This is a genomic window from Paucimonas lemoignei, from assembly GCF_004342585.1.
Lineage (GTDB): Bacteria > Pseudomonadota > Gammaproteobacteria > Burkholderiales > Burkholderiaceae_D > Paucimonas > Paucimonas lemoignei.
This window is the reverse complement of record NZ_SLZQ01000003.1, coordinates 207,218-221,602: the sequence shown is the minus strand read 5'-3', so window position 1 is coordinate 221,602 and position 14,385 is coordinate 207,218. Positions and strand designations below refer to the sequence as shown.

15 protein-coding genes are annotated in these 14,385 nt (G+C 59.0%); 12 read left to right on the top strand and 3 right to left on the bottom strand.

Going from position 1 to position 14,385, the window contains the following annotated elements; all coding sequences use genetic code 11:
- Window positions 1-14: 14 nt before the first annotated feature.
- Together EDC30_RS06410 and EDC30_RS06405 are read right to left on the bottom strand one after the other, a co-directional pair.
- Window positions 15-383: an aminoacyl-tRNA synthetase gene (locus EDC30_RS06410; protein ID WP_132257971.1), complete on the bottom strand. Its 369-nt coding sequence runs from the start codon at window positions 381-383 to the stop codon at window positions 15-17.
- Window positions 384-470: 87 nt separating this feature from the next.
- Window positions 471-713: an accessory factor UbiK family protein gene (locus tag EDC30_RS06405; RefSeq protein ID WP_132257970.1), complete on the bottom strand. Its 243-nt coding sequence runs from the start codon at window positions 711-713 to the stop codon at window positions 471-473.
- A gap of 229 nt (window positions 714-942) precedes the next feature.
- On the opposite strand from EDC30_RS06405, the gene EDC30_RS06400 reads away from it, so the two are divergent.
- The 12 genes from EDC30_RS06400 to EDC30_RS06345 all read left to right on the top strand — a co-directional run bounded on the left by EDC30_RS06400 (window position 943) and on the right by EDC30_RS06345 (window position 12,780).
- Window positions 943-1,713 carry a TorF family putative porin gene (locus tag EDC30_RS06400; RefSeq protein WP_132257969.1) on the top strand — a complete coding sequence of 257 codons (771 nt, stop codon included), beginning with the start codon at window positions 943-945 and terminating at the stop codon, window positions 1,711-1,713.
- Between the two features lie 21 nt (window positions 1,714-1,734).
- A complete protein-coding gene (gene glnK / locus EDC30_RS06395) occupies window positions 1,735-2,073 on the top strand; it encodes a P-II family nitrogen regulator (protein WP_132257968.1) in 339 nt (112 codons plus the stop codon).
- A 10-nt stretch (window positions 2,074-2,083) separates the two neighbouring features.
- On the top strand, window positions 2,084-3,517 hold the full coding sequence (locus tag EDC30_RS06390) for an ammonium transporter (RefSeq protein WP_132257967.1): 1,434 nt from the start codon (window positions 2,084-2,086) through the stop codon (window positions 3,515-3,517).
- 241 nt (window positions 3,518-3,758) lie between these two features.
- On the top strand, window positions 3,759-5,057 hold the full coding sequence (gshA, locus tag EDC30_RS06385) for a glutamate--cysteine ligase (protein ID WP_132257966.1): 1,299 nt from the start codon (window positions 3,759-3,761) through the stop codon (window positions 5,055-5,057).
- Entirely contained in the window at window positions 5,057-5,995 is a 939-nt protein-coding gene (gene gshB, locus EDC30_RS06380; protein WP_132257965.1) for a glutathione synthase, read from the top strand. The genes gshA and gshB overlap by 1 nt, the downstream gene beginning before the upstream one ends.
- A 36-nt stretch (window positions 5,996-6,031) precedes the next feature.
- Window positions 6,032-6,439, top strand: coding sequence for a PTS sugar transporter subunit IIA (locus EDC30_RS06375; protein ID WP_132257964.1), 408 nt, complete (start codon window positions 6,032-6,034; stop codon window positions 6,437-6,439).
- 19 nt (window positions 6,440-6,458) lie between these two features.
- On the top strand, window positions 6,459-6,728 hold the full coding sequence (locus EDC30_RS06370) for an HPr family phosphocarrier protein (RefSeq protein WP_132257963.1): 270 nt from the start codon (window positions 6,459-6,461) through the stop codon (window positions 6,726-6,728).
- 8 nt (window positions 6,729-6,736) lie between these two features.
- On the top strand, window positions 6,737-8,485 hold the full coding sequence (ptsP, locus tag EDC30_RS06365; RefSeq protein ID WP_132257962.1) for a phosphoenolpyruvate--protein phosphotransferase: 1,749 nt from the start codon (window positions 6,737-6,739) through the stop codon (window positions 8,483-8,485).
- Window positions 8,486-8,691: 206 nt separating this feature from the next.
- Complete coding sequence (gene metX, locus EDC30_RS06360) at window positions 8,692-9,840, top strand: homoserine O-succinyltransferase MetX (RefSeq protein WP_132257961.1); 1,149 nt, start codon at window positions 8,692-8,694, stop codon at window positions 9,838-9,840.
- On the top strand, window positions 9,837-10,442 hold the full coding sequence (metW, locus tag EDC30_RS06355) for a methionine biosynthesis protein MetW (protein WP_132257960.1): 606 nt from the start codon (window positions 9,837-9,839) through the stop codon (window positions 10,440-10,442). The genes metX and metW overlap by 4 nt, the downstream gene beginning before the upstream one ends.
- Before the next feature lie 13 nt (window positions 10,443-10,455).
- Window positions 10,456-11,832 carry an AmpG family muropeptide MFS transporter gene (locus EDC30_RS06350; RefSeq protein ID WP_207907223.1) on the top strand — a complete coding sequence of 459 codons (1,377 nt, stop codon included), beginning with the start codon at window positions 10,456-10,458 and terminating at the stop codon, window positions 11,830-11,832.
- Window positions 11,833-11,859: 27 nt separating this feature from the next.
- Window positions 11,860-12,780 carry a M48 family metallopeptidase gene (locus tag EDC30_RS06345; RefSeq protein ID WP_243656673.1) on the top strand — a complete coding sequence of 307 codons (921 nt, stop codon included), beginning with the start codon at window positions 11,860-11,862 and terminating at the stop codon, window positions 12,778-12,780.
- Between the two features lie 115 nt (window positions 12,781-12,895).
- On the opposite strand, the gene EDC30_RS06340 is transcribed toward EDC30_RS06345, so the two are convergent.
- Complete coding sequence (locus EDC30_RS06340; protein WP_132257959.1) at window positions 12,896-14,179, bottom strand: O-acetylhomoserine aminocarboxypropyltransferase/cysteine synthase family protein; 1,284 nt, start codon at window positions 14,177-14,179, stop codon at window positions 12,896-12,898.
- Window positions 14,180-14,385 lie beyond the last annotated feature (206 nt).

The following is a 14,385-nucleotide window of genomic DNA, read 5'->3' as shown; positions in this document are numbered from 1 at the left end:
TATATCACGCTGGCTTAGGCTTGGGCGGTTTTGTGGTTTTTATGATGTTCCAACGAAGAAATAACCGCTTTGACAATGCCGAACATGATGGCCCGCTCGGCATTGGGATGATCGGTCAGGCAAATCTTGATGTTTCCTATTTGCACCGATGTGCTGTGCTCCTGCCCTGCTTCCTTGATGAAGGCGACGGGCAATTCATATTGCGCCAACAGCTGGCCGCAGGCTTTCCAGTCGCGCGTCCACTTGGGCAGCGCCTTGTTGCCGGCCCAAAGTGTCCCCGCGCTTTCATAGAGTTCTTCAATATTGTGGTGTCCCAGTAGATGCGCAAGCTGGCGTTCCTTGGCGATGCAGCTGCGGAAATACTCTTCGTCAGTCATGCGCATGATGGCGACTCCTGCCTGGAAAGCGGTGCGGACACTGGAACGGCTCCGCCGGCATGGCTGGTGCCGGCAGCAACCCGACGACTCTATTTATTTGTTTTTCAACTGGGCTTCCAGTTCCGCAACCCGTGCTTCCAGCTCTTCCAGCTTGGCACGGGTCTTTGCCAGCACCTGTATGTGGATATCGAATTCTTCACGTGTCACAAGATCGAGACGCGAAAACCCCTGGTTGAGCATGGCTTTGACATTCTTTTCCACATCCTTCATGGGCGAGTTGTCGATTGCTTGCTGGATCTTCGCTTGAAGATCGTCGAGGAAGTTCGGTTTAGTCATAACGATTTATTTTCAGAAATTAAAAGCACTATTTTGATGCGTCAGCACGTGATTGAACCAAAACGGTGCATATCAAATTGCCTACGCCACAAGATTTTACTAATTGGCAATAAATATTTGCCTTTTGATTAATACATCTGCACGGTAACAGGGTGGCACGGCTCCTGCTAAGTACGGTAAAGCTTACATCATCAAGCATTTTTTACCTTAACACTCACAGGGAAGAACCATGAAAAAATTAATGCTCACCGCTGCAGTCCTCGCTACCTTTGTTGCGCCAGCCTTTGCTGAAGAAGCTGCGTCTCCGCATTCCTTTTCCGGCAACCTGACGGTCGCATCGGACTATCGTTTCCGTGGTATCTCCCAAACCTTCAAGCAACCGACCGTACAAGGCGGGTTCGATTATGCGCATTCCAGCGGCTTTTACCTGGGCAACTGGAACTCCACCGTGAGCGGCCTGCAGTTTACCAACGGCGGCAGCATCGAGATGGACTTCTACGGCGGCTATAAGTTTGAGCCGGTCAAGGATCTGACCGCCGACGTCGGCGTGCTGTACTACTACTACCCGGGTTCCTCGATCGGCAACACCGGCGAGAAGTACAACAACACTGAAATCTATGTTGGCGCCTCCTACAAGTGGTTCTCGGCCAAGTATAGCTACAACGTCACCGACTTCTTCGGCTTGAACACCGCTTCGGGCGGCGGCAATGGCGATTCCAAGGGTTCCGGTTACCTCGACCTGGGTGCCACGTTCGAAGTCGCCGAGAAAACCAGCCTGGGCTTCCATGTGGGTCGTCAATGGGTGAAGAACTACGGCAGCCTGAACTATACCGACTACAAGGTCAGCCTGTCGCGCGATTTCGGTTTCGCCACGCTCGGCCTGGCAGTCGTCGGCACCAATGCTGACCGGGCGGCTTATCCGAATGTCGTCAATGCTGCGGGCAAATCCAAGGACGTGACCGACACCGGCGTTGTTGTTTCGATCAGCAAGACTTTCTAATTCAACCTGTAAGAGGTTCTCATGAAACTGATTACTGCAATCATCAAACCCTTCAAGCTTGATGAAGTGAGGGAAGCCCTGTCCGCCATTGGCGTGCAAGGCATTACCGTCACCGAGGTCAAGGGTTTCGGCCGCCAGAAGGGGCATACCGAGCTGTACCGCGGCGCCGAGTATGTGGTCGATTTCCTGCCGAAGACCAAGATCGAGGCGGCGGTCGATGACGATATCGTCGAGCGCGCCATCGAGGCGATCGAGACATCTGCCCGCACCGGCAAGATCGGCGACGGCAAGATCTTCGTCTACGATCTGCAGCAAGTCGTGCGTATCCGTACCGGCGAAACCGGCAAAGAAGCCCTCTGAGGAGACTATGATGAAATCTTATTTTGCACGATTCCTGGCAGCGGCCGCGCTGCTGGCCGCAGTCGGCCTGGCGCCATCGGCCGTGGCTGCGGAAGAAACGACAGCCGCGCCGGCTGCTGAGACGGCAACGGCAGCCACAACTGCTCCTGCCGAAACCGCGGCAGCCGCAACGCCCGCAGCAACACCCGCCGCCCAGGCGGAAGCTGCTCCGGCAGAGGCTGCTCCCAAGCTTGACTCGGGTGACACCTCCTGGATGCTGACGTCGACCCTGCTGGTCATTCTGATGACCATTCCGGGACTGGCGCTGTTCTACGGCGGTCTGGCGCGTTCCAAGAACATGCTGTCGGTGCTGATGCATGTATTCGTGGTGTTCTCGCTGGTGTCGCTCCTGTGGGCCATCTACGGCTTCAGCCTGACCTTCGGCGGCGAGGGGACATTTTTTGCCAACTTGGACAAGCTGTTCCTGAAGGGTATCGGTCCCGACACCCTGTCCGGCGCACTGCCAACCATCCCCGAGTACGTGTTCGTGGCCTTCCAGGGCACTTTCGCGGCCATCACTTGCGCGCTGATCGTCGGTTCTTTCGCCGAGCGCATCAAGTTTTCCGCCGTGCTGCTGTTTTCCGTGCTGTGGTTTACCTTCAGTTACATCCCGATGGCTCACATGGTCTGGGGCGGCGGCTTGCTCGGCAAGGATGGCGCGCTCGACTTCGCCGGCGGCACCGTGGTGCACATCAATGCCGGTATCGCCGGTCTGGTGGGCGCCTATGTGGTCGGCAAGCGTATCGGCTACGGCAAGGAAGCGCTCAAGCCGCACAGCCTGACCATGACCATGATCGGTGCCTCGCTGCTGTGGGTGGGTTGGTTCGGCTTTAACGCCGGCTCGGCTGGTGCTGCAAACGGTGTCGCAGGTCTGGCGTTCGTCAACACTGTCCTGGCGACTGCCGCCGCCACCTTGTCGTGGATCGCCGGTGAAGCCATGACCAAGGGCAAGGGTTCCATGCTGGGTGCTGCATCCGGCGCCGTGGCTGGCCTGGTTGCCGTGACCCCGGCTGCCGGCTTCGTCGGCCCGATGGGTTCGATCGTGATCGGCCTGGTTGCCGGCCTGGTCTGCCTGTGGGGTGTTGGTGGCCTCAAGCGGATGCTGGGCGCGGACGATGCATTCGACGTGTTCGGTGTGCATGGCGTGGGCGGCATCATCGGCGCCATCCTGACCGGCGTGTTTGCTGCACCTGCTTTGGGCGGCACGCAGGCAGCCGACTTCGCCATGGGTCATCAAGTGTGGATCCAGGTCAAGAGCGTCGCGATTACCCTCATCTGGTCTGGCGTGGTATCGCTGATTGCCTACAAGCTGGTTGATCTGGTGATCGGTCTGCGCGTGACGGAAGAGCAGGAGCGCGAAGGCCTCGATATCGCCAGCCACGGCGAATCCGCCTATCACCTGTGATCGTAGCAACCGTGGATTATTAAAAGATATTCAACCCATGCCGGGTTGTTCGGGCGCCTCCTCAGGAGGCGCTTTTTTATGGTCAAGCTTCTTTAAATTCACGAAATTGTCCTAATCTGAATTAACCCAAAAAGTATTTTTAGCCTGATTGGAATCATTGCTGTTTGTGCATGCCGTACACGCAAAGGGACGATTCCCGCTAAAATCTGCGTCAAACTCCATCGTTTGTTAAAGGGTGTATATGGTTCCGCATCTGGTCACGGCTCTGAATGGGCCGCTGCTCGACCTCGAAAAGAAAATCCTGAAGGCCACGCCGGCGATCGAGCGCTGGTTCCGGCTTGAATGGCAGGAGCATACGCCGCCGTTTTATTGCTCGGTCGATTTGCGCAACGCCGGCTACAAGCTGGCGCCGGTCGATACCAACCTGTTCCCGGGCGGCTTTAACAACCTGTCGCCGGAAATGCTGCCGCTGGCTGTCCAGGCGGCGATGGCAGCGATTGAAAAGTATTGTCCGGATGCTAAGAATCTCTTGCTCATCCCGGAAAACCATACCCGCAATACCTTTTACCTGCAAAACGTTTCGCGACTGATGCAGATCTTCCGCCAGACCGGCTTGAACGTGCGCCTGGGTTCGCTATCGCCGGACGTGACGGCGCCGACGCCGATCGAACTGCCGGACGGCACGACCCTGACGCTGGAACCGCTCGAGCGTATCCAGAATGGCCGCCGCGTCGGTTTGAAGAATTTCGATCCCTGCACGGTCTTGCTGAACAACGATTTGTCGTCGGGGATTCCGCCGATCCTGGAAAACCTGCAGGAGCAAAACCTGCTGCCGCCGCTGCATGCCGGCTGGGCCGTGCGCCGCAAGAGCAATCACTTCGCCGCCTACGATGAAGTGGTGAAGAAGTTCGCCAAGCTGATCGATGTCGACCAGTGGATGTTGAATCCCTACTTTGCCAAGTGCAGCCAGATCAATTTCCACGAGCGCACCGGCGAAGATTGCCTGGCAGCGAGCGTCGACAGCGTGCTGGCGAAGATCCGCAAGAAGTATAAGGAATACGGCATCAAGGAAACGCCCTTCGTCATCGTCAAGGCCGACGCCGGCACCTACGGCATGGGCATCATGACCGTGCGCGACGCTTCCGAAGTCAAGGACCTGAACCGCAAGCAGCGCAACAAGATGTCGGTGGTGAAGGAAGGCTTGCAGGTGTCCGACGTCATCATCCAGGAAGGCGTGCATACCTTCGAGCATATCAACGATGCTGTGGCCGAGCCGGTGGTGTACATGATCGACCGCTACGTGGTTGGCGGCTTCTACCGCGTGCATGCCGAGCGCGGCGTCGATGAAAATCTCAACGCTCCCGGCGCCCATTTCGTGCCGCTGGCCTTCGCCCAGCAGCATGCCTTGCCCGACCTGAAAGCCAAGCCCGGCACCACCGCGCCCAACCGCTTCTACATGTACGGCGTGGTGGCGCGCCTGGCCTTGCTGGCCGGTTCGCTGGAAATGGAAAAGACCGACCCGAATCCGGAAATCTATTAATGAAAATCGCTTTCCTGGCCGACCAGCTGTCGACCTTCAAGACGTACAAGGATTCGACCTATGCCATGATGGCCGAGGCGGCTTCGCGCGGCCATGAGATTCATGCCTTCGAGCAGTCCGACATGGCGCTGGAGCAGGGAAAGGTGATGGCCAATGCCGCCCGCATCCAGCTCACCGGCGAGGCCGATGACTGGTACCGTGCCGAACCGAAGGCTGCCCAGCCGCTTGCCGCCTACGATGTCGTGGTGCTGCGCAAGGATCCGCCTTTCGACATGGAATACGTGTACCTCACGTATTTGCTGGAAATTGCCGAGCGACAGGGCGCGCGCATCGTCAACCGGGCTGGCGCCGTGCGCGACCATAATGAAAAGCTGGCAATCGCGCAGTTTTCGCAATTTACCGCGCCGACTCTGGTCACCGGCAACATGGCGCGCCTGCGTGCCTTCCATGCCGAGCACCAGGACATCATCCTAAAGCCGCTCGATGGCATGGGCGGCACCGGCGTCTTTCGCGTACGTGACGATGGCCTGAACCTGGGCGCCATTATCGAAACCCTGACTCATCATGGCAGTGTCACGGTCATGGCGCAGCGCTACATCCCTGAAATTGCCAAGGGCGACAAGCGCATCCTGCTGATCGGTGGCGAAGCGGTGCCCTATAGTCTCGCGCGCATCCCGCAGGCCGGCGAAGTGCGCGGCAACCTGGCGGCCGGCGGTACCGGCGTGGCGCAGCCCTTGTCGGCGCGCGACCAGGAAATCGCCCATGCGCTGGCGCCGGAGCTTTTCCAACGGGGCTTGTTGCTGGTAGGATTGGACGTGATCGGTGATTATCTGACCGAAGTGAACGTCACCAGCCCGACCTGTTTCCAGGAGATCCGGCAGCAAACCGGATTCAACGTGGCCGGCATGTTCATCGATGCGCTCGAAAAGCGCGGCTGAATTACGCGCTTGGCGCAGGGACGGACCCCAAATACTATGGTAGGTATTCTTCTTTTAACGCATGCCCCGCTGGGCGAGGCGTTCGTCGCTGCGGCCACGCACGTGTTCCGCAACCGACCGGAGCGTCTTGAAGCGATTGATGTGAAGGCCGACCAGGATACGGCCGAAGTGCGGCGCATTGCCGGCGAAGCCATCAAGCGCCTCGACGACGGCAGCGGTGTGCTGGTGATCACGGATGTCATGGGCGGGACACCATCCAACTGTACGCTGCAGTTGTGTTCGCCTGGAGAGGTGGAAGTCATTGCCGGCATCAGTCTGCCGATGCTGTTGCGTGCGCTCACTTATCGCCAGGATACGCTGGATGTGGTGGTGGAAATGGCGCTCGCCGGGGGGCAGGGCGGCGCCGTGAGGGTGGATAACCGGGTACGCTTGTCGCCGAATTAATTCGAATAAGAAGAACGACATGGTTCAACAAGAAATCGAGATCATCAACAAGCTGGGCTTGCACGCGCGCGCGTCGGCCAAGCTGACCCAGCTGGCGGCGAAATACAAGAGCGATGTCTGGATGACGCGCAATTCGCGCCGGGTCAATGCCAAGTCCATCATGGGCGTGATGATGCTGGCCGCCGGCAAGGGCACCAAGGTGTTGCTGGAGACGGAAGGTCCGGATGAGCAGGAATGCTTCGATGCCCTGCTCGCGCTCATCAATGACAAGTTCGGCGAAGGCGAATAGAGGCACGCATGGCATCTTTCACCCTCCACGGCATTCCGGTTTCGCGCGGCATCGCGATCGGCCGCGCCCATCTGCTGGCGCCGGCCGCGCTCGAGGTCAAGCATTACCTGATCCCCGAGGAACAGGTGGAGGCCGAAGTCCAGCGCCTGCAGGATGCGATTGCCACCGTCCACAAGGAATTGCAAACGATCTGGAATGAGCTGCCCAAGGAGTCGCCGGCTGAGCTGGGTGCATTCCTGGACGTACATGCGCTGATCCTGTCGGACCCGATGATCGCCGAGGAGCCGCTCAATATCATCCGCACACGCCACTACAATGCCGAATGGGCGCTGGTGACGCAAATCGATGAATTGTCGGCGCAGTTCGACGAGATCGGCGACGCTTATCTACGCGAGCGCAAGGCTGACATTCAGCAGGTCGGCGAGCGCGTGATCAAGGTATTGACCGGCACGGCAGTCGATTTGCCCAAGCCGCGGGAAGATGAGCCCGCAGCCAGGATGATCGTCGTGGCGCACGATATCTCGCCGGCCGACATGCTGCAGTTTAAGAATGGCGCCTTTGCCGGTTTTGTCACCGACGTCGGCGGCCAGAACTCGCATACCGCCATCGTCGCCAGAAGTCTCGATATCCCGGCGGCAGTCGGCATGTTCAACGCCTCGGCGCTGATCGCCCAGGATGACTGGGTGATCGTCGATGGCGATGCCGGCGTGGTGATCGTCGATCCGCCGCAAGTGGTGCTGGAACAGTACCGCGATCGGCAGGCCAAGCTGCTGCGCGAGCGGAAAAAGCTCGCCAAGCTGAAGAAAACTCCGGCCATCACCAAGGATGGCGTAGAAATCACTCTGCTGGCCAATATCGAATTACCGGACGATTGCTCGTCGGCGATGGAAGTCGGCGCCTCTGGCATCGGCCTGTTCCGCTCTGAATTTCTCTTCATGGGGCGCGGCGGCTTCGTTGCCAAGCTGCCGACCGAAGATGAGCAGTACGAGTCCTACCGCAAGGCAGTGACGATGATGAAAGGGCGTCCGGTGACGATCCGCACGCTCGACATCGGCGCCGACAAGCCGCTCGATGCGGCGGAGCAGACTGCGCTCAATCCCGCGCTGGGCTTGCGCGCCATCCGTTATTGCCTGGCCGAGCCGCAGATTTTCCTGATGCAGCTGCGCGCCATCCTGCGCGCTTCGGCGCACGGCCCGGTCAATATCCTGGTGCCGATGCTGGCGCATGCCTTCGAGATCGAACAGACCCTGTCGATGATCGCGCAAGCCAAGGAACAGTTGCGCGACGCCGGCAAGAAGTTCGACGAAAACATCAAGGTCGGCGCCATGATCGAAATCCCGGCTGCGGCGCTGGCGCTGCCGATGTTCATCAAGCGCATGGATTTTCTCTCCATCGGCACCAACGACCTGATTCAGTACACGCTGGCGATCGATCGTGTCGATCATGAAGTGGCGCACCTCTACAATCCGCTGCATCCGGCTGTGCTGTATTTGCTATCGTCGATCATTTCCGCCGGCGCGCGCGAAGGCATTCCCGTGGCGGTGTGCGGCGAGATGGCTGGCGACATCAAAATGACGCGCCTCTTGCTGGGCATGGGCTTGCGCGAATTTTCGATGCACCCGACCCAGGTGCTGCCGGTGAAAAATGAAATTCTCAACAGCGATTTGACCGTCCTGGCGACGCAGACGCGCCGGATCCTGCGCACGACCGACCCGGTGGCGATTACCGAAGCGGTGGCGCAATTGGGCTCGCTGTAATCCATGCCGTGATAAGCCTGGCGCCGGCTTTGTCATGCTTGCGGTTTGACGGCGGCAGCCGACTTGGTTATTCTTACGCAATGGCGCCGATTTGATATCAGCTTGCGGGCGCATGATAAATACGGCTAAAGCGTGCTTGGTACAACTGACAAGTTCGAATTTAGCCCGACGCGCATGACGCTTTCGGGCTTTTTTATTTTCTCTTTATGACTTCCATCGGAATCGTCTCGCCGCAGGCCATGCATTTCAGCGAGCCCTTGCCGCTGCAGGGCGGCGCATCGCTGGCGGACTATACACTGGTGTATGAAACCTACGGCAAGCTCAATGCCGACCGTTCCAACGCCGTGTTGATCTGTCACGCGTTGAATGCTTCGCACCACGTGGCGGGCTATTACCTGAACGACAAGGGCGAAAAGAATATCGGCTGGTGGGATAACATGGTCGGGCCCGGCAAGCCGGTCGATACCGACAAGTTTTTCGTCATCGGCGTCAACAATCTTGGCTCCTGCTTTGGCTCGACCGGGCCGATGCACACCAATCCGGCAACGGGCAAACCTTATGGCGCAAGCTTTCCGGTCGTGACCGTGGAAGACTGGGTCGATGCCCAGGCGCGGCTGGCCGATGCATTGGGCATTGAACAATTCGCCGCCGTCATGGGCGGGTCGCTCGGCGGCATGCAAGCGCTGGCCTGGAGCCTGCGTTATCCGAAGCGCCTGCGTCATTGCGTGGTGATCGCCTCGACGCCCAAGCTATCGGCGCAGAATATCGCCTTTAATGACGTGGCACGCCAGGCCATCCTGACCGACCCCGATTTCCATGGCGGCGACTTTTATGCGCATGGCGTGGTGCCCAAGCGCGGCTTGCGGGTGGCACGCATGATCGGCCACATCACCTATCTGTCGGATGACGACATGGCGGAGAAATTTGGCCGTGAGCTGCGCGCGGGGAAATATCAGTTCGGCTTCGGCATCGATTTCGAAATCGAATCCTACCTGCGTTACCAGGGCGACAAGTTTTCCGAATACTTCGATGCCAATACTTATCTCTTGATTACCAAGGCGCTGGATTATTTCGACCCGGCGCGCGAATTCGATGGCGACCTGGCGCGTACGCTGGACGGAACCGAAGCGCAATTCCTGCTGGTGTCGTTCACCACCGACTGGCGCTTTTCGCCGGCGCGCAGTCGCGAGATGGTGCAGGCGCTGGTCAACAACAAGCGGCGCGTGTCGTATGCGGAAATCGATGCGCCGCATGGCCACGACGCCTTCCTGCTCGAAGATCCGCGCTATCTGCGCACGGTGCGCACGTATTACGATCGCGTGTGGCAGGAAATCCAGGCAGGAGGCGCATTATGACTTTCGATGAATTGAGCCGCCTGCGGCCGGATCTGGCATTTATCGCGCACTGGGTAGCGCCGGGGTCGCACGTGCTGGACCTGGGTTGCGGCGATGGCGTCATGCTCGACCACCTGCGGTCCGACAAGGGCTGCCATGGCTATGGCATCGAAATCGATGACAACAAGATCCCGGTCTGCATCGAGCGCGGCGTCTCGGTGATCCAGCAAGACCTGGAAGCCGGCCTGGCCATGTTTGAAGATAATTCCTTCGACATGGTGCTGTGCCTGTCGGCGCTGCAGATGATGAAGGATGTCGAGGGCGTGCTGACCGAAATCACCCGTGTCGGCCGCGAGGCGATCGTTTCCTTTCCCAACTTCGCCCATTGGCCGCACCGGCTGTCGCTGATTCGCGGTCGCATGCCGGTGTCGAAGTCACTGCCGTATCAATGGTATGACACGCCCAACCTGCGCTTTTCCACCATCGGCGACTTTGCGGAACTTGCCAACAGCGTCGGACTCGAAGTGCTCGAATTCATCGCGTTGCATGAAGGCAAGCCAGTTGGCTTCTTGCCAAACTGGCGCGGCAGCCTGGCGGTCTTCCGTCTTCGTAAAAAACACTGATTAAGAATCGTTCATGAGCCAGACTCCCGGCAGCGCCCCGCATCGCCACGACACGGATAATTCCAAAGACCAGGGCGCCGCGCGCGCCGGCGAAGAGAAAGCCAGGTCCGGGACGCGAATCCGCGACGCTTTCCTGCAGCCCTCGGCCTGGACCATGTTTTTCTTTGGCTTTGCCTCCGGCTTGCCGTTCTTGCTGGTGGCCGGCACGCTCGCTTACTGGCTCAAGGAAGGCGGCATCGTCCTGAAGGACATCACCATGATCGCCAGCGCGGGCTTGGCGTATTCCTTCAAGTTTTTATGGGCGCCGCTGGTCGACCGCCTGCGCTTGCCGATTTTAGGCCGGCTGGGGCAGCGGCGCAGCTGGCTGTTGCTGGCGCAAGTTGCGGTGATGATCGGGCTCGCCGCGATGGCTTCGGTGACGCCGGAGCAACTGCCGCTGTTCGTCGGCCTGACCCTGCTGGTAGCGTTCGCCGGCGCGACACTGGATATCGTGGTGGATGCCTATCGCATCGAGATCGCGCCGGTCGAGGCGCAGGGCGCGCTGGTCGCCACCTATTCGCTGGGATACCGGATTGCGCTGATCATCACCGGCGCGGTGGCGCTGGTCTTGGCGGACCACTTCATCTGGCCGAACGTGTACCGCCTGATGGCGCTGTTCATGCTGATCCCGATTGCGACCAATCTGCTGGCACGCGAGCCGGAAGTCATCCGCTTGCATGCAAAAAGCTGGGTGGCTGGCATGCGCGAGGGCGTGGTCGAGCCGTTTGCCGATTTCTTCCGCCGTTTTGGCGGCCGTGTTGGCTTGGTGATCCTGCTCTTCATCTTGCTGTTCAAGATTTCCGACCAGGCACTGGTCGGCGGCATCATGGGGCCGTTTTACCTGGACCAGGGCTTTACCAAGACGCAGATTGCCACCATATCGAAGATATACGGCATCTGGGTCGGTATTGGCGGCGCTTTCCTCGGCGGCGTCGCCGTGGTAAGGCTGGGTGTCGAGCGCGCGTTGTTGCTGAGTATCGTGCTGGGGGCGCTTTCCAACCTGCTGTACCTGGGGCTGATCGGCGCCAATGGCAATGTCGGTATGCTGACCCTGGTGATCTCGGGCGAGAACCTGGCGCAGGGCCTGTTGGGAACTACTGCCGTGGCTTATCTGTCGGCATTAGTGAACCAGCGTTATACCGCGACCCAGTATGCGCTGTTCAGTTCGCTGATTACGCTGCCGGGCAAGGTATTGGGCTTTTATTCAGGCCGCATTGTCGAGGCGGTGGGATATGCGCCGTATTTCTGGATCACGACCCTGGCGATCGTGCCGGCGGTAGCGCTGTATTTCTGGTTGCGGCCACGCGTTCGCCTGGATGGCGAAGCCGGCGCCGTTGAAAGAGACAACTGAGGGAGTCGCTGAAGGAGACATTGAGCCATGCACTTCAAGCCAACTGGTTTTTCAAGGCGCCTTGCTATCACATTGGCGCTGGCGGGAATGACGAGTGCGGCGGCCCCGGTTTGGGCACAACAGCCGCAAGCGGCGAGCGACGGTGTCCAGGTCGGCAAGATGTCTTCCCTGCGCAATCTGGTGCCGGAAGAGCAACTGGAAGCGGCCGCGACCCAGCAATACGTCGCCATCAAGCAGCAGGCCCAGCAGCAGAATATTCTGCTGCCTGAAAATCATCCGCAGGTTAAGCGTTTGCGCGCCATCGCCAACAAGATCATTCCGCAAGTCACGCGCTGGAATCCGCGCGCATCCGACTGGAAGTGGGAAATCAATGTCATCGCCGCCAAGGATGTGAATGCCTTTTGCATGCCCGGCGGGAAAATCGCTTTCTTTACCGGCTTGCTGGATGGCTTGCAGCTGACCGATGACGAAGTCGCCATTGTCATGGGCCATGAAATCGCCCACGCCTTGCGTGAGCATGGCCGCGAACGTGTCGCCAAATCCACGCTCACCAATGCCGGCGCCAAGCTGGCTGGCATCGGGTTGTCGGCGTTGCTTGGCATTGATTCCAATCTGACCACGGCCGCTACTGGTCTTGGCGCCAACCTGACCATGCTGAAGTTCTCGCGCGACGATGAAACCGAAGCCGACGTGGTTGGTTTGGATATCGCCGCGCGTGCCGGTTATGATCCGCGCGCCGGGGTCGCGCTGTGGCAGAAAATGGCGAAAGTCAGCCAGAACGCTTCGCCGCAATGGCTGTCGTCTCACCCGGCGGGCCAGAATCGCATCACGGAAATGAAAAAGCATTTGCCGGCGGTAATGCCGGTCTATGCCAGAACCAAGGGCGTGGCATTGCAAGCCTTGCCGCCTTACCGCTCCAACGTCAAGGGAATCGATCCTGTTTCCTGAATGACGTTACGCCATACCCGATAAGCCGTGGTTCCATAATCGAGCCACTAATAAGACGGCCCCGGCAAACCGATGCAGTTTGCCGGGGCCGTTTGTCTTACAGACTGCGCTTGGCTTATGCCGCTGTCAATGCCTGGTCGAGATCGGCGATCAGGTCATCGATGTGTTCGATGCCGATCGACAGGCGCAGCATATCTTCCGACACGCCGGCCTTGGCCAATTCTTCCGGGTTGAGCTGACGATGGGTGGTCGACGCCGGGTGGGTAGCCAGCGACTTGGCGTCGCCGATATTCACCAGGCGGGTGAACAGCTTCAAGGCGTCCAGCACCCGGGCGCCGGCAGCGCGCGGATCGGTATCGTTCGACTTGACGCCGAATGACAGGATGCCGGAGGCGCGGCCATTCATGTACTTCTCCACCAGCGCATGGTCGGGATGGTCGGACAGACCGGCATATTTCACCCACGCGACTTTCGGATGCTTTTGCAGGTATTCAGCGATGGCTTGCGAGTTTTCGCAGGTGCGGTCCATGCGCAGTGCCAGCGTCTCGATGCCTTGCAGGATCAGGAATGCGTTCATCGGCGAGATTGCCGCGCCCATGTTGCGCAGCGGGACCACGCGTGCGCGGCCAATGAAGGCTGCCTCGCCCAGCGCTTCGGTATACACCACGCCGTGGTAGGACACGTCCGGTTCGTTCAAGCGCTTGAAGCGTTCCTTGTATTTCGCCCAGGGGAACTTGCCGCTGTCGACGATAGCGCCGCCGATACTGTTGCCGTGGCCGCCGAGATATTTGGTCAGCGCGTGCACGACGATGTCGGCGCCATGCTCAATGGGGCGGAACAGGTAGGGGCTGGGCACGGTGTTATCGACGATGAGCGGGATGCCGTGCGCATGCGCGACTTCCGCCAGCTTGGCGACATCGGTGACGTTGCCGAGCGGGTTGCCGATCGATTCGCAAAAGATCGCCTTGGTGCGCGCGTCGATCAGTGCGGCGAAGCTGTCCGGATTACGGGCGTCGGCAAAACGGGTTTCGATACCCATTTGCGGCAGCGTGTGGGCAAAGAGGTTATAGGTGCCGCCGTACAGCTGGCTGGCCGACACGATGTTGTCGCCCGATTCGGCAATGGTTTGAATGGCATAGGTAATCGCTGCCATGCCCGAAGCCACTGCCAGCGCGGCGATGCCGCCTTCCAGAGCGGCGACGCGCTTTTCGAGAATGTCTTGCGTCGGGTTCATGATGCGGGTGTAGATATTGCCCGGCACCTTCAAGTCGAACAGGTCGGCGCCATGCTGGGCATTATCGAAAGCATAGGCCACGGTTTGATAAATCGGGACAGCCACGGCTTTGGTGGTGGGGTCGGGCGAATAACCAGCGTGAACGGCAAGAGTTTCTAGCTTCATTGGCGGTTCCTGAATTGAACGAAAAACATGAAAAATAACACAGTATCAATTATTTGCAGAAGCTGGTTTTTTTAATAAGGAAATTCCTGCAGCAATTGAATAAATTCCCGCTGTCAATCCCTTTTCTCAAGGAAACATTTGATTAATCTGGGTATACTCCAATCCTCGAATTACCCGGATGCAGCGCGGGAAACTTAAGACAGCTA